Source organism: Xanthomonas sp. CFBP 8443 (assembly GCF_025666195.1).
Taxonomy (GTDB): domain Bacteria; phylum Pseudomonadota; class Gammaproteobacteria; order Xanthomonadales; family Xanthomonadaceae; genus Xanthomonas_A.
Window position 1 is genome coordinate 911,345 of sequence record NZ_CP102592.1, and the last position, 19,849, is coordinate 931,193.

Consider the following 19,849-nt stretch of genomic DNA (forward strand, 5'->3'; position numbering starts at 1 on the left):
CGCGCGCTCGGCCTTGCGGACCGATCAAGCCGACAGCCGGTACTCCAGCACTTCATCGCCCAGGTCATCGATCTCGCCGGTGGGACGCCAGCCCACGTGCCGATAGAAACCGTGCGAACGCACCGCCGGGTCGGCCGCGCAGCCGAGGAACAGCCGCGCGAAGCCCCATGCGCGGAAATCCTCGACCATCCGCGCCAACAATGCCTTGCCGAGGCCCTTGTCCTCCCATGCGGGCAGCAGCGCCAGCACGATGATTTCGCCGCTGTCGCGATCGCCGAAGCAGTAGCCGACCATGCGGCCTCCCGCCTCGGCCACATGTCCGGGGAAACTGCCGTTGGCGATACCGGCCTGCCAGCTGTCCACGGTGATGCCCAGCGCGGCCAGCTGTTCGGCCGAGAACGCGTTCTCACGGGTCCGGCCGCGCAGGTCGATGCAGTCTGCCGCGTCGGCGGGCACGGCGGCGCGATAAGAGATGTGCATGGGTGATCCCGGAATTGACTGGCTACGCCGGTCATTATCCAGGGCGCGCGCGGCATGTCGCGGGAACAGGCGACGATGCGCGAAAGCGCTGCTTTGACGAAGCAGCCATGCGCGTTCGGATCCTGCAGGAGCGGCTTCAGCCGCGACGCTTTACCGGTAGAGCCCGGTCGCGGCTGAAGCCGCTCCTACAAGGGCTGCAGCGTCGATGTCGATGCCGCCGCGCTTTTCACAGTCGTAGCAAGCGCTGCGCCGTGCGGCGCAGCGCGTCGTTCCTCAGTGCGCCGCCGGCGCGTAGCGCAGCGTCACCGCGTACTCGCGGCCCGGCTGGTTGTACCAGTTGATGGTCTGGTAGTCGCGATCGAACACGTTGCTGGCCTTGGCCTGCAGCGTCCAGTCCGGCGCGAACGCGTATTCCACGCGCAGGTCGACGGTGCCGTAGCCGGCCAGGCGCACGCTGTTGGCCGCGTCGTCGTAGCGGTGGCCGCTGCCGAACGCGGTCACCCCGAGCTTGACCGGGCCGAAGCCGCGGTCCACGTCCAGCCGCGCGGTGTTCTGCGCGCGCCGCGCCAGCCAGTTGTCGCGGTTGCCGCCGTCGCTGCGGTTGCGCGGATCGGTGTGGCTGAGCTGCGCCGACAGTTCCCAGCCGGCCAGCGTCGCATAGCCGGTCAGCTCGGCGCCGCGGATCCGCGCTTCGTCCACGTTGACCGGCAGGAAGCTGACGGCGTCGTAGGAGATCAGGTCGTCGACGCGGGTCTCGTAGACGTTGAAGGTCCAGTTCCAGGTGTCGGCGTACTGCGCCACGCCCAGGTTGCCGCTCTTGGACTTCTCCGGCTTCAGTTCCGGATTGCCGGAGAACGGGTAGTACAGGTCGTTGAAGGTCGGCGCCTTGAAGCCGGTGCCGAGGCTGGCGGTGAGCTTGAAGCCGCCGTCCAGCGCCAGGCCCCAGCCGAGGCTGCCGGTGGTGTGCTGGCCGAACTGCTCGTTGTCGTCGCTGCGCACGCTGGCCTGCACCTGCTGCGCGCCGAAGCGGCCCTGGTACTCGGCGAACACGCCGGTGTTGTCGCGCTGGTCGACGTCGAAGGCGGTGCTGCCGGTGACTTCCTCGCGCTGCCAGTCGGCGCCGGCGCTGAGCAGGTGGCCCTCGGCCAGGCCGAAGTCGCCCTGCAGCGAGGCGGTGTCGCGGCGGCTGTCGAAGGTGCTGACGAAGCTGCGCGTGTCGCTGCCGGCGGCGTGGTAGTAGCTGTCGGCCTGGTCGGTGTTGCGGCCGAGCTGCGCGGCCACGTGCACGCGCTCGGACGGGGTCCAGTCGAGCTTGCCGCCGAACACCTGCTGGGTGTTGTCAGCCTCGTTGCCGGCAAACAGCGCATCGCCGTCGTATTCGTTGCGGCTGTCGATGTTCAGCGCCTGGCCTTCGATGCGCAGGGTGTCGCTCAGCGCATAGCCGGCGCGCGCGCTCAGCGAGGTGTTGCGGTAGCCGTCGCGGTCCGGCTCGTCGATGAAGCAGCCGGCGAACAGGGTGGCCGAACCGTTGCAGGCGTTGATGCCGTCGGTGTTCTGGTAGCCGCCCTGCACCGACAGCCAGCCGCGCTCGCCGCGGTTGCTGAAGCCGGCGCTGGCCTGGCGCAGGCCATTGCTGCCGGCGCCCAGGCTCAGGTTCTGCTGCAGGCCCTGGCCGCCGCGGCGGGTGAAGATCTGGATCACCCCGCCGATCGCATCGGAGCCGTACAGGCTCGAGCGCGGGCCGCGCACGACCTCGATGCGCTCGATCTGGCTCAGCGGCAGGTCCTGGAACGCGGCCAGGCCGGCGCTGGCCGAGCCGATGCGCACGCCGTCCACCAGCACCAGCACGTGGTCCGATTCGCTGCCGCGCAGGCTCAGCGTGGTCAGCTTGCCCAGCCCGCCCTGGTTGGACACGCCGATGCCGGCGCGGCCCTGCAGCAGTTGCGCCAGCGATGTGGCCTGGCTGCGCTCGATCTCGGCGCGGTCGATCACCTGCGCCGGGACCACGCTGTCCTCGACCGAGATCTGGGTGCGGGTGGCGGTGACCAGGACCTGGTCCAGGTCGGTGGCGGCATCGGCGGCGAGCGCCAGCGAGGGCAGGGACAGGGCGGACGCGATCGCGACCGAAAGCAGGCGGAACGACATGGGGCAACTCCGGCGCGCGGTTGCGCGCTGTGACGGCGAAGGAGTCGCGAACGGAAGGTGCAAGCGGACGGCGCCAGACGCGGCGCGGCACGCCGCGACGCCCTCCGCATCGCAACCAGTGGACTGCAAGGCCGGTCTCCGGGCTGGCGATCTGGGAGTCGGAACTCCCGGCTGGCGACGCCTTCCCATGCGGTTTGCACAGTGGCGCAGGTCGTCAGCTTGGATCGCTTACCGTTGCGGGGGCAGCGCCGGCCTTGTCGCAAGACGCACCGGCTTCCCGTTTCAACCTGCAGGCCGGGGCCGGCAGGTCACCTTGAAGCGGCGCGATTGTACGCGATCGGCGGCGTGGCGCGCGGATCAGTCGGCGTCGCGCTCGCCGGCGTGGCCGTCGTCGTCGCGTCCGCGGTCGCGCTCGGCGTCGTAGGCATGGCCGCCGGACGCGTCGTCGGCGTAGTCCGCATACGGCGTATCGCTATGGTCGCCGTCGCGGTCGAAATGGGTGGTCGCCACCGGTCCGGCCACCGGCAGGCCGCGTTGCGCCGGAAGCGCCGCCGCCGCCGTGTCCAGCTCGGCCAGCAACTGCGTGCGCCGTGCCTCGGGCAGTTCCTGCCAGTGGCAGCCGGTCAGCGCGCCCTCCAGCGAGTACAGCAGGTTGAGGCTGGGCTTGAAGCCGGCGCGCTTGACCTTCAGGAATGCGCCCACTGCGCCGGCCGCCGCCAAGTCCTCCTGCGTGCGCAGGCCGACCTGGCGCAGCCAGGCCGCGCTCTTGGGGCCGATGTTGCGCAGCTTCTCGGTGCTCATCGCAGCGCGTCGACGAAGACCTGGGCGAGCGCCTCCAGGCCGTGCTGGTCGTCGGCATCGAAGCGCGCCAGGTCCGGGCTGTCCAGGTCGAACACGCCGATCAGTTCGCCGTCGCGCAGCAGCGGCACCACCAGCTCCGAGCGCGACGCCGCATCGCAGGCGATATGCCCGGGGAAGGCCTCGACGTCGTCGATGCGCTGGGTCTGGCCGCTGCTGGCGGCGGCGCCGCACACGCCCTTGTGCAGCGGGATGCGCACGCACGCGGGCAGGCCCTGGAACGGCCCGACCACCAGTTCCTTGCCGTCGTACAGGTAGAAGCCGACCCAGTTCAACCGCGGCAGCGCGTGGTACACCAGCGCCGCCAGGTTGGCGGCATTGGCGATGCGGTCGGGTTCGCCGCTGACCAGGGAGCGGGCCTGGGCGAGCAACTGGGCGTACTGTTCCGGCTTGCTGCCGGTGAGCGAAGAGGAAGCGAACATCGCACGAGTCTAGCAGCGGCCGGTGGCGGCCTGGGCGGCGGAGACGGCCGACGCAAGGGAGAGCGGACGCGTGCCTGGATGGGCCGAGCCGTCGCTGGCAGCGATCGACCTGCGCCCCACGTGTTCCTTGGCGCATGCATCGGCGCGATGGCCCCTTTGCGCACGGGCAGATCGCCGATGACGCTGACGCGGCGGCACGGCGCCGGCTATCCTGCGCGGCCGCGCCGCATGTGGCGGCCCCGAGGATCCTGCGACGATGCGCTTCCCCGCCTTCTACGTCACCGGCACCGATACCGGCATCGGCAAGACCGTCGCCAGCACCGCGCTGCTGCATGCGCTGCGCGCGCGCGGGCAGGTGGCGGTGGGCATGAAGCCGGTCGCCAGCGGCTGCGAACGCGGCGCGGACGGCTGGCGCAACGAGGATGCGCTGGCGCTGCAGGCGGCCAGCGCGCCGCGGCCGGACTACGCGGACCTCAATCCCTATGCCTTGCCGCTGCCGCTGGCGCCGGAACTGGCCGCCGCCGAGGCCGGCGTGCGCGTGGAGCTGGAACCGATCGCGGCGGCCTTCGCGCGTCTGCGCGCGCAGGCCGACGTGGTGGTGGTGGAAGGCGTCGGCGGCTGGGCGGCGCCGCTGTCGGCGACGCTGGACCAGGCCGACCTGGCGCGCGCGCTGGCCTTGCCGGTGCTGCTGGTGGTCGGGCTGCGCCTGGGCTGCCTCAACCACGCCCGGCTCAGCGCCGCGGCGATCGCCGCCGACGGCCTGCGCTGCATCGGCTGGATCGGCAACGAGATCGATCCGGCGATGGAACGCATCGACGCCAATATGCAGATGCTGCAGGAGCGCTTGCCGATGCCCTGCTGGGGGCGGCTGCCGTACCGGCCGCAACCGGATCCGGCCGCGCTGGCGGCGCAGCTGCACCCATGGCCGGGCGAGCAGACGGCGGGCTGATTCGGTGCCTGGCCGCGAGCGCGCGCAGCGCAGGAATGGCGGCCGTGAGGAGGGTTTCTTGTGGAGGAGGGGATTTCAGCCCCAACGGACCGAAAAGTCGGGCTGAGACATCCGCAAGAAGCACAGGAATGCCTGGCAGTTGCGAAAATCCCGAGTCCCGAGTCCCGAGTCCCGGCCATAAAAAAGACCCGGTAGAGGGAGGGATCTACCGGGTCTTGGCTGCACGGGGGGAGGGACCCGCGCGTACCACTGGTCAGTCCTGCGGCTGTGCCGCAGCGGACTTGTCTGGTCTTGCTTATTTGGTCTTGGCCTTCGGCGCGGCCTGATCGGTGGCCGCCTCGAACTGGTTCTTGGCCAGCTGGCCGATGGCTTCGGAGGTCTTCAGGCCCAGGCCGAACACTTCCTGGTTGGCCGTGGCCAGCCGCTCGAAGTTGTCGCGGGCGATCTGCAGGCCCTTCGGCCACAGCGACTGCACGCTGCCGATGTCGCGCGCTTCGGTGAGCTCGCCGAGGAAGCCGGTGGTCGCGGCGACGTTCTTCTCGAAGGTCTTCAGCTGCACGCCGAACACGCTCTCGGCGCTTTCCAGCGCCAGGCGGTTGGCCCGCGCGGCGGCGGCGGCGAACTGCTGGGTGTAGCTGCTGAACTGATCATTGAACTGAGCGGACATCATGCAACTCCAGGGAATGCCGATTGCTGTTGCAGTGCAACATACGCGCATTCTGCTGCAATGCAACAAAATTTTCTGAAGCCGCTCAGGCTTCGTTCAAAGTGGCTTTCGGATCAATAGGTTGGAGGCGATCTGCCTAGCGCCGACCTGGCCTGCGGACGCATTGGGCGGACGCCAGCTGCGCCTACGCGGGCACCCGGGAACAGGGCCGTCCATCCGCAATGGGTCAGTTGCCGTCATGCCGCCCTTGCCAATCCCCAATCCCGAATCCCGAATCCCTGCCTCAAGCAGGACCGCGATACCGGCAGCCGGACGTGCAGGTCTCGTGGATCACCACCTCGCTCAACAGCGGCAATGCCGGCTTGAGCCGCTCCCAGATCCACACCGCCAGGCGTTCGCTGGTCGGGTTCTCCAGGCCCTCGATATCGTTGAGGTAGTGGTGGTCGAGCTGGTCGTAGATCGGGCCGAACGCCGCCTTGATGTCGCCGAAGTCCATGACCCAGCCGGTGTCGGCGCCAGGCTCGCCGCTGACGTGCAGCTCGACCCGGAACGAATGTCCGTGCAGCCGCGCGCACTTGTGGCCGGGCGGGACGTTGGGCAGGCGGTGCGCCGCTTCGAGGGTGAAGACTTTGAAGATATCCATGCGCGGCATTGTAAAGCCAGCCATGGCGGGCGCCGGCGCACGTGGATGCCGGTTCGGTGCCGGCGCATGTCACGCAACGACATATTCGTATGCAGTTATGTGATTTTCGTTAATCCGGCGGCGATGGCTCACTGGTGCGCCCCCACCCACGGACGTCCACGTGAAGCCGCACACGCCCCACCTGCTCGCATTGAGCCTTGCGAGCGTCCTGCTCGTCCCCGTCGCCGCTGCCCAATCGCGCACCGATGACACCGGAAAGACCCTGGCCACGGTCAGCGTGACCGGTTCCAACATCAAGCGCAGCGACAGCGAAGGTCCCAATCCGGTGCAGGTGATCGACCGGCAGCAGCTGGAGCAATCCGGCAAGGTCACCGTCGCCGATGCGCTGCGCTCGATCTCCGCCAACACCGGCAACGCCAGCAACGAGACCACCAACAACGGTTGGGCGTCCGGCTCGGCCGGCATCGGCCTGCGCGGGCTGTCGCAGAAGAACACGCTGGTGCTGCTCAACGGCCGGCGCCTGGCCAACTACGGCTTCCCCGCCAACGGCCTGGGCGATACCTTCGTCAACCTCAACGCATTGCCGCTGGTGGCGGTGGAGCGCATCGAAGTGCTCAAGGACGGCGCCTCGGCGGTATACGGCTCGGACGCGGTGGCCGGTGTGGTCAACATCATCACCCGCCAGGATTTCCAGGGCGCCGAGCTCGGCCTCAGCGGCGGCACCGCGGACCAGGGCGGGCTGGACACGCAGCGCGCCAAGTTCGTCGGCGGCATCGGCGATCTGGACCGCGACGGCTACAACATCCTCTTCAGCGTCGACGCCTACAACCGCGACCGGCTGGACCAGGACCAGCGCGAACTGACCCGTTCGGGCATCTACAGCGACCTGCCCGGCGGGCGCTGGAACGGCTGGTCGGCCAAGGGCGCGCGCTATCTGGTCGGCGGCCGCTCGGTGCCGATGCTCGACGCCCAGGGCAATTGCCCCGACGGCACGGTGCTGACCGCCAGCGCGCCGATCGACGGCCTGGCCGGCGATACCTGCGCGTTCAACCAGGCGCCCTACACCACGCTGATTCCCTCGACCAAGCGCTACCAGGCCTACACCAACGCCACCTTCCGGCTCGGCGACACCCTCGAAGCGTTCGGCGAGGCGCTATACAGCGAGGTCAAGGGCGTCTCGATCTTCGGCTCCAGTCCGTACTTCACCCTGGAGGGCGGGCGCTTCGCGCTGAACGCCAGCACCGGGTTGGCCGAGCCGGTGTCCAACCTGCTGCCGGCGTCCAGCCCGTACAACCCCTACGGCGTGGCGGTGCCGATCGAGTACACGTTCTTCGACCTGGGCCAGACGGTCAAGACCAACCGCTCGCAGTCCTACCGCTTCCTGGGCGGGGTGAGGGGCTCGACCGCGCGCTGGGAATGGGAGGCGGCCGCCTTCGCCGCGCGCAGCACCGAACACGAGACGGTGTCCGGCGGCTTCGCCAACCGCTGGAGCCTGGCCCAGGCGCTGGCCGACGGCAGCTACGACCTGCTCGATCCGGCGGCCACGCCGCAGGCGGTGATCGACGGCATCAATCTCAGCACCCTGCGTCCCGCACGCTCGACCCTGCGCGGCGTCGACGCCAAGCTGTCCGGCAACCTGTTCGAGCTGCCGGCCGGCAGTGTCGGTTTCGCCGCCGGCGCCGAATGGCGGCAGGAGGAGCTGGTCTCGCGCAATCCCTGGCAGATCGACGCCGGCCTGCAGATCCGCCCGGCGATCGCCGAGGTGGACGGCAAGCGCGAGGTGTCGGCGCTGTACGCCGAGGTCAACGTGCCGCTGCTGCAGTCGCTGGAGCTGCAACTGGCCGGGCGCGGCGACCACTACAGCGATTTCGGCGATGCGTTCTCGCCCAAGGTCAGCCTGCGCTGGCAGCCGATCGACGCGCTGCTGGTGCGCGCGGCGGCCTCGCGCGGCTTCCGCGCGCCGTCGCTGTCGGAGAACGCCGCCAGCACCAACATCTCCTACGGCTCGGTGGTCGATCCCTACGATCCGGACGTGCCCGGCTCGCGGCAGAACCCGACCTTCTTCACCGTCGGCAACACCGACCTGGATCCGGAGCGCACGCGCAGCTACAACCTGGGCGTGGTGCTGTCGCCATGGGCCGATACCAGCCTCAGCGTGGACTGGTACAAGATCGAACTGGAGCACCTGATCGGCACCGGCAACACCACCACCGTGGTGCAGAACAACGATCCGGCCGACGTGGTCCGCGACGCGCGCGGCAAGCTGGTCGCGGTCTACAACCGCTACCAAAACCTGAGCGAACTGAGCACCTCGGGCATCGACGTGGAACTGCGCCAGCGCTGGCGCAGCGACGGGTTCGGTACGTTCGGGCTGAGCAGCGCCTACACCCATGTGCGCGACTACCGCCGCCCGACCGTGGTCGGCGGCCCGCTCGAGGACTACGCCGGCAGCAATCTGGGCCCCTCGCTGCCGCGCAACAAGGCGACCACCACGCTGGACTGGGCCCTGGGCGACATCAACGCGGCGCTGACTTGGTACTACACCGGCGGCTACGACCAGAAGGCCAGCGCCGCGGCCAGCGCGGTGCAGTCGCGGGTCGACCACTACGACCAGTTCGATCTGTACCTGGGCTACAGCGGCATCGACCGGCTCACGCTGTACGCCAAGATCGAGAACCTGGCCGACGAGGAGCCGCCGTACGACGCGTCGTTCCCCGGTATCCGCGCGCCCTACGACTTCACCCAGTACGACCTGCGCGGTCGCTATTTCACCGTCGGTTTCGACTACCGTTTCTGAGGTTGCCCATGCCACGTTCAAGGAGTGTTTTCATGTCGCATCGTCGCCGCAGTGCCGGGCTGGTTCTGATTCTCGCTGCTTCCTCCGCACTCGCGCAGCCGGTGCCGCTGCCCGGCTACGATGCCGCCGCCGCGCAGGCGCAGCGCGCGCTGGAGGCGCGCTTTGACGCCGGGCTGCAAGACGCGGACTACCGCGGCTGGCTCAAGCAGTGGTCCTCGCGCCCCAACCAGGTCGGCGCGCCGCACAACCTGGAGAACGCGCGCGACCTGCAGGCGCGGCTGCGCAGCTACGGCTGGGACGCGCAAATCGAACAGTACGAGGTGCTGTGGCCGTCGCCCAGGAGCGCGGCGCTGGAACTGCTGGGCGCGCAGCCTTATGTGGCCCGGCTGAAGGAGCCGCCGCTGCCCGGCGACAGCACCTCGACGCAGACCCAGGACGTGTTGCCGCCATACGTGATCTACGGCGGCAACGGCGACGTCACCGCCGACCTGGTCTACGTCAACTACGGCATCGCCGAGGACTACGAGGCGCTGGCGCGCAACGGCGTGGACGTGCGCGGCAAGATCGTCATCGCCCGCTACGGCAAGGGCTGGCGCGGACTCAAACCGCGCCTGGCGCAGGAGCACGGCGCGATCGGCGCGATCATCTATTCCGACCCGCGCGACGACGGCTACTTCCAGGACCTGCCGTACCCCGACGGCCCGGCCCGCAACCAGTGGAGCGTGCAACGCGGTTCGGTCGCCAACTTCGCGATCTACCCGGGCGATCCGCTGACCCCGGGGGTGGGCGCCACCGCCGGCGCCAAGCGCCTGCCGATCGAGCAGGCGCGCAGCGTGCTCAAGATCCCGACCCTGCCGATCAGCTGGGGCGACGCGCAACCGCTGCTGGCCGCGCTGCGCGGCCCGGTGGCGCCGGAAGACTGGCGCGGCGCGTTGCCGATCACCTACCGCATCGGCGGCGACGGCGGCGCGCGCGTGCATCTGAAGGTCGACGCCGATTGGGGCGGGCGCAAGACCCTGTACAACGTCATCGCCACGCTGCGCGGCAGCGAATACCCGGACCAATGGGTGGTGCGCGGCAACCATCGCGACGGCTGGGTGTTCGGCGCCGCCGATCCGCTGTCCGGCACCGCCGCGTTGTTGGCCGAAGCCAAGGCGATCGGCGAGCTCGCGCGGCAGGGCCAGCGGCCCAAGCGCACCCTGGTCTACGCCAGTTGGGACGGCGAGGAGGCCGGCCTGCTCGGCTCGACCGAATGGGCCGAGCAGCATGCCGACGAACTGCAGCGCAAGGCGGTGCTGTACGTGAACACCGATGGCAACGGTCGCGGCTTCCTCAACGCCGGCGGCAGCCATGCGCTGCAACGGTTGGTCAATGGCGTGGCCGAGGAATTGCGCGATCCCGACAGCGGGGTCAGCGTACTCGAGCGGCAGCGTGCCCGCGCGCAGCTGGATGCGCTGGCGCCCGGCGCCAAGCCCGCGCAGAAGGACCTCGCCAAAAAGGCGGCGGCCGGCGCGGACCTGCCGCTCAAGGCGCTGGGCTCGGGCAGCGACTACAGCCCGTTCCTGCAGCATCTGGGCCTGGCGACGCTGGACCTGGGCTATGGCGGGCAGGGCGGGGGCGGCGGCGTCTACCACTCCCTCTACGACTCCTACGACTACTTCGCGCGCTTCATCGATCCCGAATTCCGCTATCTGCCGTTGTTGTCGCAAACGGTCGGCCGCACCGTGCTGCGGGTGGCCAACGCGCCGGTGCTGCCGCAGCGTTTCGGCGACTTCGCCGACGCGGTGGCCGGCTATGCGAAGGAGCTGAAACAGCAGGCCGACAGCGACCGCGAGGCCGCGCAGACCCAGGCCGCGCTGCTGCGCAGCGGTGCCTACCGCGCCGCCGACAACCCCAATCGCCCGCTGCAGCCGCCAGCGGCCAAGCAGGCGGTGCCGGCGATCGATTTTGCCGCGCTGGACCAGGCCATCGCCCGCCTGCAGTCCAGCAGCCAACGCTACGACGCGGCGCTGGCCGCGCGCAGCGGCGCGCTGGATGCCTCGACGCGGCGCCAGCTCAATACCTCCCTGCAGCAGATCGACCAACGCCTGTTGGCCGACGAAGGACTGCCGGGCCGTCCCTGGTACCGCAACCTGATCTATGCGCCGGGGCTGGCGACCGGCTACGAGGTCAAGACCCTGCCCGGCATTCGCGAGGCGCTGGAGGATCAGCGCTGGGACGATCTGCGCCGCTACGTCGTGCGCACCGCGGCGGTGCTGGATGCCTACCGCGCGCAGATCGACCGCAACACCGCGCTGATCGGCGGGTAGGGATTCGCTCTGGGCTCTGTCGTTCGAGCATGGCGGAGCGGCGGGCGGCTGCAGATATCGTAGGCCGTGTCCGCCGCCGCTTCGCAACGCGGTCGAGGTGGAAGGGCCCGCTGCTGCAAACCGACCTGCCGCAAAACAGAAAAGGAGCGCATTTCGCGCTCCTTTCTGTGTGGCTTGCCGACGCTCGAAACCGTCGGCTTACCGGCAGCGGCCTGGTGGGCCGCTTGTGCCTGCTGCGATCCGCAACGCGGATCGCGCCGACTCAGCGCGCAGCGCTGGGCTGGCCGCCGCTGCGACGGCGCTCGCCCTGGCGGCGTGCGCCACCCGGCTGGGTGCCGCCGGCCGGCTTGGCCCCGGCATGCGCGTGCGGGCGCGGCGCATCGCCGTGCGGGCGGCGCGCGTGGGTGCTCTTGCGCGGCGGACGTTGGCCGCCCGGACGCTCGTCGGCCGGATTGTTGTTGCCCCAGCGGATCGGCGTGGACGGCTCGAAGCCCGGCACGTCGCGGATGTCCATCTCGCGCTTGAGCATGCGCGAGATCGCGCGCAGCAGCTTGGCCTCGTCCTGCGCCACCAGCGACACCGCCTCGCCCTGCGAGCCGTTGCGGCCGGTGCGGCCGATCCGGTGCACGTAGTCCTCGGCGACCATCGGCAGGTCGTAGTTGATGACCTTCGGCAGCTGGTCGATGTCGATGCCGCGCGCGGCGATGTCGGTCGCCACCAACACGGTGATGCGACCGGCCTTGAAGTCGCTCAGCGCGCGCAGGCGCTGGCCCTGGCTCTTGTTGCCGTGGATCGCGGCGGTCTTCAGCCCGGACTTGTCCAGGAACATGGTCAGCTTGTCGGCGCCGTGCTTGGTGCGCGCGAACACCAGCGTCTGCATGCGCGAATCGGCGGCCAGCAGGTGCAGCAGCAGCTCGCGCTTGCGGGTGCCATCGACCGGGTGCACGCGGTGGGTGATGGTGTCGGCGACGGTGTTGCTCGGCGTGGCCTGGATTTCCTGCGGGTCGTGCATGAACTCGCGGGCCAGCTGCTTGATGCCTTCCTCGAAGGTGGCCGAGAACAGCAGGGTCTGCCGGTTCTGCTTGGGCAGCTTGGCCAGGATGCGCTTGATCGAGGGCAGGAAGCCCATGTCGAGCATGCGGTCGGCCTCGTCCAGCACCAGGATCTCGATGCCCGACAGGTCCACGCTGCGGCGCTCGAGGTGATCGAGCAGGCGGCCCGGGCAGGCGATCAGCAGGTCCACGCCGCGACGCAGCGCGTCGAGCTGGTTGCCCATGCCGACGCCGCCGTAGATGGTGGTGCTGGGGATGCGCAGGTACTTGCTGTAGCCGCGCAGGCTGTCGTGCACCTGGGTGGCCAGCTCGCGGGTCGGGGTCAGGATCAGCGCGCGCGGCTTGCGCGCGCCATTGCCCACCGGCTGCGGCGAGGTGCCCAGGTGCTGCAGCAGCGGCAGGCCGAACGCGGCGGTCTTGCCGGTGCCGGTCTGCGCGCCAGCCATCAGGTCGTGGCCGGCCAGCGCCAGCGGAATCGCCTGCAACTGGATCGGGGTGGGGGTTTCGTAGCCCTGCTCGGCCAACGCGCGCAGCAGGAAGGGCGCCAGGCCCAAGGATTCGAATGACATCGAGAAAAGCTCCGGATAACGCGCCGTCGCCGGGACGTGCCCGGAGTGCAGACGCAAGTAGGGTGAGGCTCGGAGCGTTCCCGTGAACCGCGCTGCGAGAGGGTGGAACAACCCGGAGCAGACAGCGCTCGGGTTTGTCGGCACCACGAAAGGCGTCGGGCGGGGCGGGCGAGCGGATCGAACGATCCTGACCTCGCCGGCGGTCCCTGAGGGAAACGGACGGCCGCATGCAGACCTGGCCAGTCTACGCTGAATTGGCGCAATGCACAAAAGGCCGGGCGGTTTTCCGACGGCCGGCGGCTCTGTTTCAGTTGCAACCAATATTCGGTCTGGCCGTACAATCGTCCGATCGGCTCCCCAGCACTGGACGGACATGAAGCTAGGTTCCCTGAAGGAAGGCGGTCGCGACGGCACCTTGATCGTCGTTTCCCGCGACCTGACCCGCGCGGTGCGCGCCACCGGCATCGCTGCGACCCTGCAGCGCGCGCTGGAGGACTGGAGCAACCTGGCGCCGCGCCTGAACGCGCTGTCCGAGTCGCTCAACGACGGCAGCGCCGACGGCCAGTTCGACCTGGACATCGCCGCGCTGGCCGCGCCGCTGCCGCGCGCCTACGAGTTCCTGGACGGCAGCGCCTACCTGCCGCACGTGGAGCGGGTGCGCCGCGCGCGCGGCGCCGAGGTGCCGGAGAGCTTCTACAGCGATCCGCTGATGTACCAGGCGGTCAGCGCCGGCTTCTACGGCCCGCGCGACGCGGTCAAGGTGGTCAGCGAGGACTACGGCATCGACCTGGAGGCGGAGATCGTGGTGGTCACCGACGACGTGCCGATGGCGGTCGATGCGCAGCAGGCCGCAGGGCATATCCAGCTGATCGGGCTGGTCAACGACGTGTCGCTGCGCAACCTGATCCCGGCCGAACTGGCCAAGGGCTTCGGCTTCGTGCAGTCCAAGCCGCGCTCGGCGCTGTCGCCGGTGTTCGTGACCCCGGACGAACTGGGCGAGGCCTGGCGCGACAACAAGCTGCACCTGCCGCTGCTGACCCACATCAACGGCGCGTGGTTCGGCGCGCCGGAAGCCGGCGAGGACATGCAGTTCGACTTCGCGCAACTGGTCGCGCACGCGGCGAAGACGCGGCCGCTGGCCGCCGGCGCGGTGATCGGCTCGGGCACCATCGCCAACCAGGACACCAGCCGCGGCGCCTCCTGCTTCGCCGAACAGCGCGTGGTCGAGACCTTGCGCGACGGCCAGCCGAGTACGCCGTTCATGAAGTTCGGTGACGTGGTGCGGATCGAGATGCTGGACCGTGACGGGGTGAGCATCTTCGGCGCGATCGAACAGCGCATCGAGCCCGCTTCCCGGCCCTGAGCCGGCCGGCGGCGGCGCCGAGACGACCGGCGGCGCCGCTGCTACTGTGTCCACCGGTATCGTGATCGTCCGGACGGGGAGGGGCAGGGCGTGGAAGAGGCGTTGCAGCTGTACACCTACTGGCGTTCCAGCGCCGCCTATCGCGTGCGCATCGGCCTCAACCTGAAAGGGCTGGCCTACCAGGCGCTGCCGGTGCACCTGGTGCGCGACGGCGGCCAGCAGCATTCGCCGGAGTACGCGCGACTCAATCCGCAGGAGCTGGTGCCGACGCTGTGCCACGACGGCCAGCCGATCCGCCAGTCGCTGGCGATCCTGGAATACCTGGACGAACGCTGGCCGGAGCCGCCACTGCTGCCGGATGCGGCGATCGACCGCGCGCGGGTGCGCGGGCTCGCGCAACTGATCGCCTGCGACGTCCATCCGCTCAACAACCTGCGCGTGGGCCGGTTCTTCGAGACCGTGTGGAGCGTGCCGCAGTCCGAGCGCGAGGAGTGGATGCTGCACTGGATCGTGCTGGGCTTCGATGCGCTGGAGCAACTGCTCGCCGAGTCGCCCGACACCGGCACCTATTGCCATGGCGAGCAGCCGGGGCTGGCCGATTGCTGCCTGGTGCCGCAGGTCTTCAACGCGCGCCGCTTCGGCGTGGACATGCAGGTCTATCCGACCCTGGCGCGGATCGAGCAGGCCTGCCTGGCGCTGCCGGCGTTCGATGCGGCGCGCCCGGAGCGGCAGCCGGACGCGCAGGGCTGAGGCCTGGCGTCTCGACCCTGGAGGCGCGGCTTCAGCGGCGACAGGGTCTTGCCGGATGATGCCTGTCGCGGCTGAAGCCGCTCCTACAAAGGCGCCGCCGCGTGCGCTCAACCGAAGCCGTGCGTGATCCGCGGCGAACTGGCGCCGCCGCCGGCAGCGGCGTCATAGTCCGCGTAGGGGTCGTGTTCGCCGCTGGAGCCCTCGGACAGGCGGAACTTCAGCGCCAGGCCGTCGCGCGAGTCGGCCGCGCGCAGCGCTTCCTCCTGCTCGATCTGGCCCTGCTTGACCATCCGGAACAGGCACTGGTCGAAGGTCTCCATGCCTTCCTCCAGCGACTCCTCCATCGCGGCCTTGATCTCGTGCACCTGGCCGCGGCGCAGCAGGTCGCGGATCATCGGCGTGTTCAGCAGCACCTCGGTGGCCGGGCGGCGGCGCTCGTTCTTGTCCTTGACCAGGCGCTGCGAGACCACCGCGCGCAGGTTCAGCGCCAGGTTCATCAGCACGTTCTTGTGCGCGCTTTCCGGGAAGAAGTTGAGGATGCGCTCGATGGTCTGGTCGGCGTTGTTGGAGTGCAGCGTGGCCAGGCACAGGTGGCCGGTCTCGGCGAAGGCGATCGCCGCCTCCATCGTCGTCGCGTCCAGGATCTCGCCGATCAGGATCACGTCCGGCGCCTCGCGCATCGCGTTCTTCAGCGCGTTGTGGAAGGCGTGGGTGTCCAGGCCGACCTCGCGCTGGTTGACGATCGACATCTTGTGCTTGTGCAGGTATTCGATCGGATCCTCGATGGTGAGGATGTGCCCGGTGGTGGTGCTGTTGCGGTGGTCGATCATCGACGCCAGCGAGGTGGACTTGCCGGAGCCGGTCGAGCCGACCACCAGGACCAGCCCGCGCGGGGTCATGATCACGTCCTTGAGCACCTGCGGCAGGTGCAGTTCCTCGATGCTGGGAATCTTGCTGCGGATCGCGCGGATGACCATGCCGACCTCGCCGCGCTGCTTGAACACGTTGACCCGGAAGCGGCCGGCGTCCTGCAGCGCGATGGCCATGTTCAGCTCCAGCTCGCGCTCGAACTGCGGCACCTGGCCCTCGTCCATCAGCGAATAGGCGATCTTCTTGACCATGCCCGGCGGCAGGCCGGTGGCGCCGAGCGGGTACAGCTTGCCTTCGATCTTGATATAGACCGGTGCTCCCGTGGTCAGGAACATGTCCGAGGCGTTCTTTTCGGTCATCAGCTTCAGGAAGTAGCCGATATCCATGCGCAATGGTTCCCCAACAATCCGCGGCTGCCCGTTGCAAGCGCGCCACAGGCTTCCGACAATGGCCGCGCTCGACGTCTCCGCCTACGGCCCCCCTTGATGAAAACTAGCTTCGCACAAATCCGTTGCCCGCAGTACGTGATGGCGTGCGCATTGGCGCTGTTTGCCGCGCCCGCCGCGTTCGCCCAGGTCGCCTCGCCGGAGCTGCAGACCGCGCAGCAGGCGGTGCAGCGCGCGATCCAGGCCGACGCCGACCAGTACGCGCCGGACCTGATCGCCACGGCCCGCCAGGGCCTGGAACAGGCCCAGCAGGCGGCGCTGGACCGCCGCCAACGCAAGACCGCGCCGCAGCTGGCGCTGCGCGTGGCGGCCGATGCCGACCTGGCGCGGGTACGCAGCGAGGAGGCGGTGGCGAACGCGCAACTGCAGCAGCGCAAGGCCGAGGTGGCCGACCTGCAGCGCAGCTTGAACACCGGGGAGGGCCGTCCATGAGCCGTCGCCTGGGGATGGCCGGCCGCCTGGCCGCGCTGCTGTTGCTGGTCGCGCCGCTGGCGGCGTTCGCGGCCGAAGATCCGGAACTGGCGGTGCTGAACCAGCGCCTGGTCGCCTTGCAGGCCGATCCGCTGAGCGCCGACGTGGCCGCCTACGAGCGGCTGCAGGCGCAGCAGGCGGTCGCCGCGTTCGCCGCGGCCAAGCGCAAGGAGCAGGACGATGCGCGCTACCTCGCCGAGCGCCGCGTCGAGATCGCCGAGACCGCCGCGCGTGCGGCGCTGGCCCGGCGCCAGGTCGACCAGCTGGAGAGGACCCGCAGCGAGTTGCTGGTCGAAGCCAGCCGCCGCGAGGCCGCGCGGGCGCGCCAGGAAGCCGAGCGGCTGCGGGTGCAGGCGCAGATCCAGGCCGAGGAGGCCGAAAGCCTGCGCCAGGCGGCCGAGGCCGAACAGCTGGCGCGGCAGGATGCCGAGCAGGCGCTGACCAGCGTGGCCGGGCAGCAGACCGCCAAGCTCAGCGCCGCGCAGCAGAAGTCGGCCAAGCTGGCCCGCGAGGAGGCCGAACTGGTTGCCGGGGCCAAGCTGCCGGCGTCGCGCTTCGAGCCGCGCGGGGAGGTCTTCACCGTCGGCGGCGGCGCGTTCGCCGCGGGCAAGGCGGCGCTGACCGCCGATGCCGCCGGCCAGGCCAAGGCGCTGGCGCAGTACCTGCAGATCGGCGCCAAGGGCCGGGTGCGGATCGAGGCCTACGATGCCGACGCCGGCGTGGCGCAGAAGCGCGCCGACGCGCTGCGCGATGCGCTGGTCGGCGGCGGCGTGGCGGCGAGCCGGCTGCAGGCGGTCGGCAAGAAGGCGCCGGCCAGCAAGGCCCGCGCCGCCGAGGTGGTGATCGCACCCTGAGCCGGGGTGGCCGCACCGGTGCCCTGGAACCGTTTTTAACGCGGTTTTTCCCTGGGCCTGAGCGGCGAGCAACTGAATGCGGAAAAGCGGGCTGGCGTCCCTTGTCGGATGCGGTGGGGAGGCGTAGGGTCGAACTCCCAGGTGGCATCTCGTCGCCTGGTTCCAACGGAGGCACCGGGCCGATGAAGCAGTGGCACGCACCGCAGCACGACGTTCCAAGGGCCGCAGGCCCGGGCGTTGCGGTGGAGCGGCTGGCGGCCCGCGCGACTCCGCTCCCAGGCAACGCCCCGTGCCGTTCCGGCCGGGGCGTTCTTGTTTCCAGCTGAAGGAGGCTATTCCTATGTTCGAAGGGCAATCGCAGACCGAAATCGACGCGCTGATCAAATCCGATCCCGAGTTCAAGCAGCTGTACCAGCGTCACAAGACCCTGGACAAGAAATGCATGGATGCCGAACTCGGCGTGCTGCCGATCGACGATCTCACCCTGTCCCAGATGAAGCGGGAAAAGCTCGCGGCCAAGGAAAAGCTGCTGCGGCTCTACGACGAGCAGCAGAAGCCGCACTGATCCACCCCTCCCACGACGCGTTCACTTGTCGCGGGCGGTGGCCGGCCTCCTCGTCGGCTCGCCACCGTCCGCGCCATCTCTTCCCGAAGCCGCGATCGCGGCTTTTTTCGTGCCGATTCCGCGTCCCGGTCTGACATTCCGGCGCATACCGCGGATAATCACCGGTCCAGCCGCTATGTCGGCGCGATGCATCCGGACGCGATGGCCATTCACTCTTCCGTACTCGACCTGATCGGCGACACCCCCATCGTCAAGGCCAGCAAGCTCGACACCGGCGTGTGCGAGCTGTACCTGAAGCTGGAAAGCGCCAACCCCGGCGGCTCGATCAAGGACCGCATCGGCCTGTCGATGATCGAAGCGGCCGAGCGCCGCGGCGAACTCAAGCCCGGCGCGGTGCTGGTCGAGGGCACCGCCGGCAACACCGGCATCGGCCTGGCTCTGGTCGCCCAGCAGAAAGGCTACAAGCTGATCCTGGTGGTGCCGGACAAGATGAGCCGGGAGAAGATCTTCAACCTCAAGGCGATGGGCGCCGAAGTGGTGCTGACCCGCTCGGACGTGGCCAAGGGCCATCCCGAGTACTACCAGGACCTGGCCGCGCGCCTCGCCGCCGAGACCCCCGGGGCCTACTTCGTCAACCAGTTCGGCAATCCCGACAACCCGGCCGCGCACGAGTTCGGCACTGGCCCGGAGATCCTGCGGCAGATGGACGGCAAGCTGGACGCGATCGTGTTCGGCTGCGGCAGCTCCGGCACCATGACCGGCCTGTCGCGCGCCTTCGCCGCCGCCTCGCCGCACACCGAACTGGTGCTGGCCGACCCGGTCGGCTCGATCCTGACCGAGTACATCGAGCAGGGCACGGTCAGCGAGAAGTCCGGCAGCTGGCTGGTGGAGGGCATCGGCGAGGACTTCCTGCCGGCCATCTCCGATTTCTCGCGGGTCAAGAAGGCCTATTCGATCAGCGACGCCGAGAGCTTCCACACCGCGCGCGAGCTGCTGGCCAAGGAGGGCATCCTCGGCGGCTCCTCGACCGGCACCCTGTTGGCCGCGGCGCTGAAGTACTGCCGCGCGCAGACCGAACCCAAGCGGGTGCTGGTGTTCGTCTGCGACACCGGCAACAAGTACCTGTCGAAGATGTACAACGACTACTGGATGCTGGACAACGGCTTCCTGGAGCGCCCGCAGCACGGCGACCTGCGCGACCTGATCCTGCGCCCGTACAGCCAGCGCGACACCGTGGTGGTCGGTCCCAGCGACCTGCTGACCACCGCCTACCAGCGCATGAAGCTGTACGACGTGTCGCAGCTGCCGGTGATGGACGGCGACCAACTGGTGGGCATCGTCGACGAAAGCGACGTCTTGTTGCACGTCTACGGCGACGAGGCCCGCTTCCGCGACCCGGTCTCCACGGCCATGGTCAGCAAGCTCGACCGGCTCGACGTGAAATCGCCGATCGAGGCCCTGCTGCCGGTGTTCGACCGCGGCCAGGTCGCCATCGTGATGAACGACGGCGCCTTCCTCGGCCTGATCACCCGCATCGACCTGCTCAACTACCTGCGCCGCCGCGTCCAGTGACGGTGCCTCGTGGACGGCTCCCGGTACAGGGGGCCGTTCAGACCTCGCTGCTAGAATCACGCCCCTT

16 protein-coding genes, 1 pseudogene and 1 riboswitch are annotated in these 19,849 nt (G+C 69.4%); of the genes and pseudogenes, 9 read left to right on the forward strand and 8 right to left on the reverse strand.

Going from position 1 to position 19,849, the window contains the following annotated elements; translation table 11 throughout:
- Positions 1 to 24: 24 nt before the first annotated feature.
- The 4 genes from NUG20_RS03860 to NUG20_RS03875 form a co-directional block, all read right to left on the reverse strand.
- Positions 25 to 480 carry a GNAT family N-acetyltransferase gene (locus tag NUG20_RS03860; protein WP_263397135.1) on the reverse strand — a complete coding sequence of 152 codons (456 nt, stop codon included), beginning with the start codon at positions 478 to 480 and terminating at the stop codon, positions 25 to 27.
- Between the two features lie 273 nt (positions 481 to 753).
- Positions 754 to 2,625 (reverse strand): TonB-dependent vitamin B12 receptor, encoded by a 1,872-nt coding sequence (gene btuB, locus NUG20_RS03865; RefSeq protein WP_263397136.1) that lies wholly within the window; start codon positions 2,623 to 2,625, stop codon positions 754 to 756.
- Positions 2,626 to 2,736: 111 nt separating this feature from the next.
- A riboswitch (cobalamin riboswitch) is annotated at positions 2,737 to 2,956 on the reverse strand.
- A gap of 26 nt (positions 2,957 to 2,982) precedes the next feature.
- Positions 2,983 to 3,426 (reverse strand): TfoX/Sxy family protein, encoded by a 444-nt coding sequence (locus NUG20_RS03870; RefSeq protein ID WP_263397137.1) that lies wholly within the window; start codon positions 3,424 to 3,426, stop codon positions 2,983 to 2,985.
- Entirely contained in the window at positions 3,423 to 3,905 is a 483-nt protein-coding gene (locus NUG20_RS03875; protein WP_263397138.1) for a free L-methionine (R)-S-oxide reductase MsrC, read from the reverse strand. The genes NUG20_RS03870 and NUG20_RS03875 overlap by 4 nt, the downstream gene beginning before the upstream one ends.
- Before the next feature lie 256 nt (positions 3,906 to 4,161).
- Here NUG20_RS03875 and bioD point away from each other — a divergent pair, with 256 nt between their 5' ends.
- On the forward strand, positions 4,162 to 4,854 hold the full coding sequence (bioD, locus tag NUG20_RS03880) for a dethiobiotin synthase (RefSeq protein ID WP_263397139.1): 693 nt from the start codon (positions 4,162 to 4,164) through the stop codon (positions 4,852 to 4,854).
- A 295-nt stretch (positions 4,855 to 5,149) separates the two neighbouring features.
- On the opposite strand, the gene NUG20_RS03885 is transcribed toward bioD, so the two are convergent.
- Together NUG20_RS03885 and queD are read right to left on the reverse strand one after the other, a co-directional pair.
- A complete protein-coding gene (locus NUG20_RS03885; RefSeq protein WP_263397140.1) occupies positions 5,150 to 5,521 on the reverse strand; it encodes a phasin family protein in 372 nt (123 codons plus the stop codon).
- 283 nt (positions 5,522 to 5,804) lie between these two features.
- Positions 5,805 to 6,164: a 6-carboxytetrahydropterin synthase QueD gene (queD, locus tag NUG20_RS03890; RefSeq protein ID WP_263397141.1), complete on the reverse strand. Its 360-nt coding sequence runs from the start codon at positions 6,162 to 6,164 to the stop codon at positions 5,805 to 5,807.
- Between the two features lie 160 nt (positions 6,165 to 6,324).
- Here queD and NUG20_RS03895 point away from each other — a divergent pair, with 160 nt between their 5' ends.
- Together NUG20_RS03895 and NUG20_RS03900 are read left to right on the forward strand one after the other, a co-directional pair.
- Positions 6,325 to 8,961 (forward strand): TonB-dependent receptor plug domain-containing protein, encoded by a 2,637-nt coding sequence (locus NUG20_RS03895; protein WP_263397142.1) that lies wholly within the window; start codon positions 6,325 to 6,327, stop codon positions 8,959 to 8,961.
- Positions 8,962 to 8,993: 32 nt separating this feature from the next.
- Entirely contained in the window at positions 8,994 to 11,270 is a 2,277-nt protein-coding gene (locus tag NUG20_RS03900; RefSeq protein WP_263397143.1) for a transferrin receptor-like dimerization domain-containing protein, read from the forward strand.
- 310 nt (positions 11,271 to 11,580) lie between these two features.
- On the opposite strand, the pseudogene NUG20_RS03905 reads toward NUG20_RS03900, so the two are convergent.
- Positions 11,581 to 12,891: pseudogene (locus NUG20_RS03905) on the reverse strand (DEAD/DEAH box helicase); the annotation flags it as partial.
- 373 nt (positions 12,892 to 13,264) lie between these two features.
- Here NUG20_RS03905 and NUG20_RS03910 point away from each other — a divergent pair.
- Together NUG20_RS03910 and maiA are read left to right on the forward strand one after the other, a co-directional pair.
- Positions 13,265 to 14,254, forward strand: a complete 990-nt coding sequence (locus NUG20_RS03910) for a fumarylacetoacetate hydrolase family protein (protein WP_263397144.1) — start codon at positions 13,265 to 13,267, stop codon at positions 14,252 to 14,254.
- 90 nt (positions 14,255 to 14,344) lie between these two features.
- Entirely contained in the window at positions 14,345 to 15,004 is a 660-nt protein-coding gene (gene maiA / locus NUG20_RS03915) for a maleylacetoacetate isomerase (RefSeq protein ID WP_263397145.1), read from the forward strand.
- Positions 15,005 to 15,111: 107 nt separating this feature from the next.
- Here the strand turns inward: maiA and NUG20_RS03920 are convergent, their stop codons facing one another.
- Positions 15,112 to 16,260: a PilT/PilU family type 4a pilus ATPase gene (locus NUG20_RS03920; RefSeq protein WP_263397146.1), complete on the reverse strand. Its 1,149-nt coding sequence runs from the start codon at positions 16,258 to 16,260 to the stop codon at positions 15,112 to 15,114.
- A gap of 99 nt (positions 16,261 to 16,359) precedes the next feature.
- On the opposite strand from NUG20_RS03920, the gene NUG20_RS03925 reads away from it, so the two are divergent.
- The 4 genes from NUG20_RS03925 (at position 16,360) to NUG20_RS03940 (ending at position 19,782) form a co-directional block, all read left to right on the forward strand.
- Entirely contained in the window at positions 16,360 to 16,752 is a 393-nt protein-coding gene (locus NUG20_RS03925; RefSeq protein WP_263397147.1) for a DUF4398 domain-containing protein, read from the forward strand.
- Complete coding sequence (locus tag NUG20_RS03930; protein ID WP_263397148.1) at positions 16,749 to 17,645, forward strand: OmpA family protein; 897 nt, start codon at positions 16,749 to 16,751, stop codon at positions 17,643 to 17,645. The genes NUG20_RS03925 and NUG20_RS03930 overlap by 4 nt, the downstream gene beginning before the upstream one ends.
- A 340-nt stretch (positions 17,646 to 17,985) precedes the next feature.
- Positions 17,986 to 18,210, forward strand: coding sequence for an HP1242/YdcH family protein (locus NUG20_RS03935; protein ID WP_263110973.1), 225 nt, complete (start codon positions 17,986 to 17,988; stop codon positions 18,208 to 18,210).
- 201 nt (positions 18,211 to 18,411) lie between these two features.
- Positions 18,412 to 19,782, forward strand: coding sequence for a pyridoxal-phosphate dependent enzyme (locus NUG20_RS03940; RefSeq protein ID WP_263397149.1), 1,371 nt, complete (start codon positions 18,412 to 18,414; stop codon positions 19,780 to 19,782).
- Positions 19,783 to 19,849 lie beyond the last annotated feature (67 nt).

What these genes read in the sequence shown, in the direction of transcription:
- NUG20_RS03940 (WP_263397149.1), top strand. Translation starts at nt 18,412, where the DNA reads ATGGCCATTCACTCTTCCGTACTCGACCTGATCGGCGACACCCCCATC.
- NUG20_RS03860 (WP_263397135.1), bottom strand. Translation starts at nt 480, where the DNA reads ATGCACATCTCTTATCGCGCCGCCGTGCCCGCCGACGCGGCAGACTGC.
- bioD (WP_263397139.1), top strand. Translation starts at nt 4,162, where the DNA reads ATGCGCTTCCCCGCCTTCTACGTCACCGGCACCGATACCGGCATCGGC.
- queD (WP_263397141.1), bottom strand. Translation starts at nt 6,164, where the DNA reads ATGGATATCTTCAAAGTCTTCACCCTCGAAGCGGCGCACCGCCTGCCC.
- NUG20_RS03870 (WP_263397137.1), bottom strand. Translation starts at nt 3,426, where the DNA reads ATGAGCACCGAGAAGCTGCGCAACATCGGCCCCAAGAGCGCGGCCTGG.
- NUG20_RS03930 (WP_263397148.1), top strand. Translation starts at nt 16,749, where the DNA reads ATGAGCCGTCGCCTGGGGATGGCCGGCCGCCTGGCCGCGCTGCTGTTG.
- btuB (WP_263397136.1), bottom strand. Translation starts at nt 2,625, where the DNA reads ATGTCGTTCCGCCTGCTTTCGGTCGCGATCGCGTCCGCCCTGTCCCTG.
- NUG20_RS03875 (WP_263397138.1), bottom strand. Translation starts at nt 3,905, where the DNA reads ATGTTCGCTTCCTCTTCGCTCACCGGCAGCAAGCCGGAACAGTACGCC.
- NUG20_RS03910 (WP_263397144.1), top strand. Translation starts at nt 13,265, where the DNA reads ATGAAGCTAGGTTCCCTGAAGGAAGGCGGTCGCGACGGCACCTTGATC.
- NUG20_RS03935 (WP_263110973.1), top strand. Translation starts at nt 17,986, where the DNA reads ATGTTCGAAGGGCAATCGCAGACCGAAATCGACGCGCTGATCAAATCC.
- NUG20_RS03885 (WP_263397140.1), bottom strand. Translation starts at nt 5,521, where the DNA reads ATGTCCGCTCAGTTCAATGATCAGTTCAGCAGCTACACCCAGCAGTTC.
- NUG20_RS03925 (WP_263397147.1), top strand. Translation starts at nt 16,360, where the DNA reads ATGAAAACTAGCTTCGCACAAATCCGTTGCCCGCAGTACGTGATGGCG.
- NUG20_RS03920 (WP_263397146.1), bottom strand. Translation starts at nt 16,260, where the DNA reads ATGGATATCGGCTACTTCCTGAAGCTGATGACCGAAAAGAACGCCTCG.
- NUG20_RS03900 (WP_263397143.1), top strand. Translation starts at nt 8,994, where the DNA reads ATGTCGCATCGTCGCCGCAGTGCCGGGCTGGTTCTGATTCTCGCTGCT.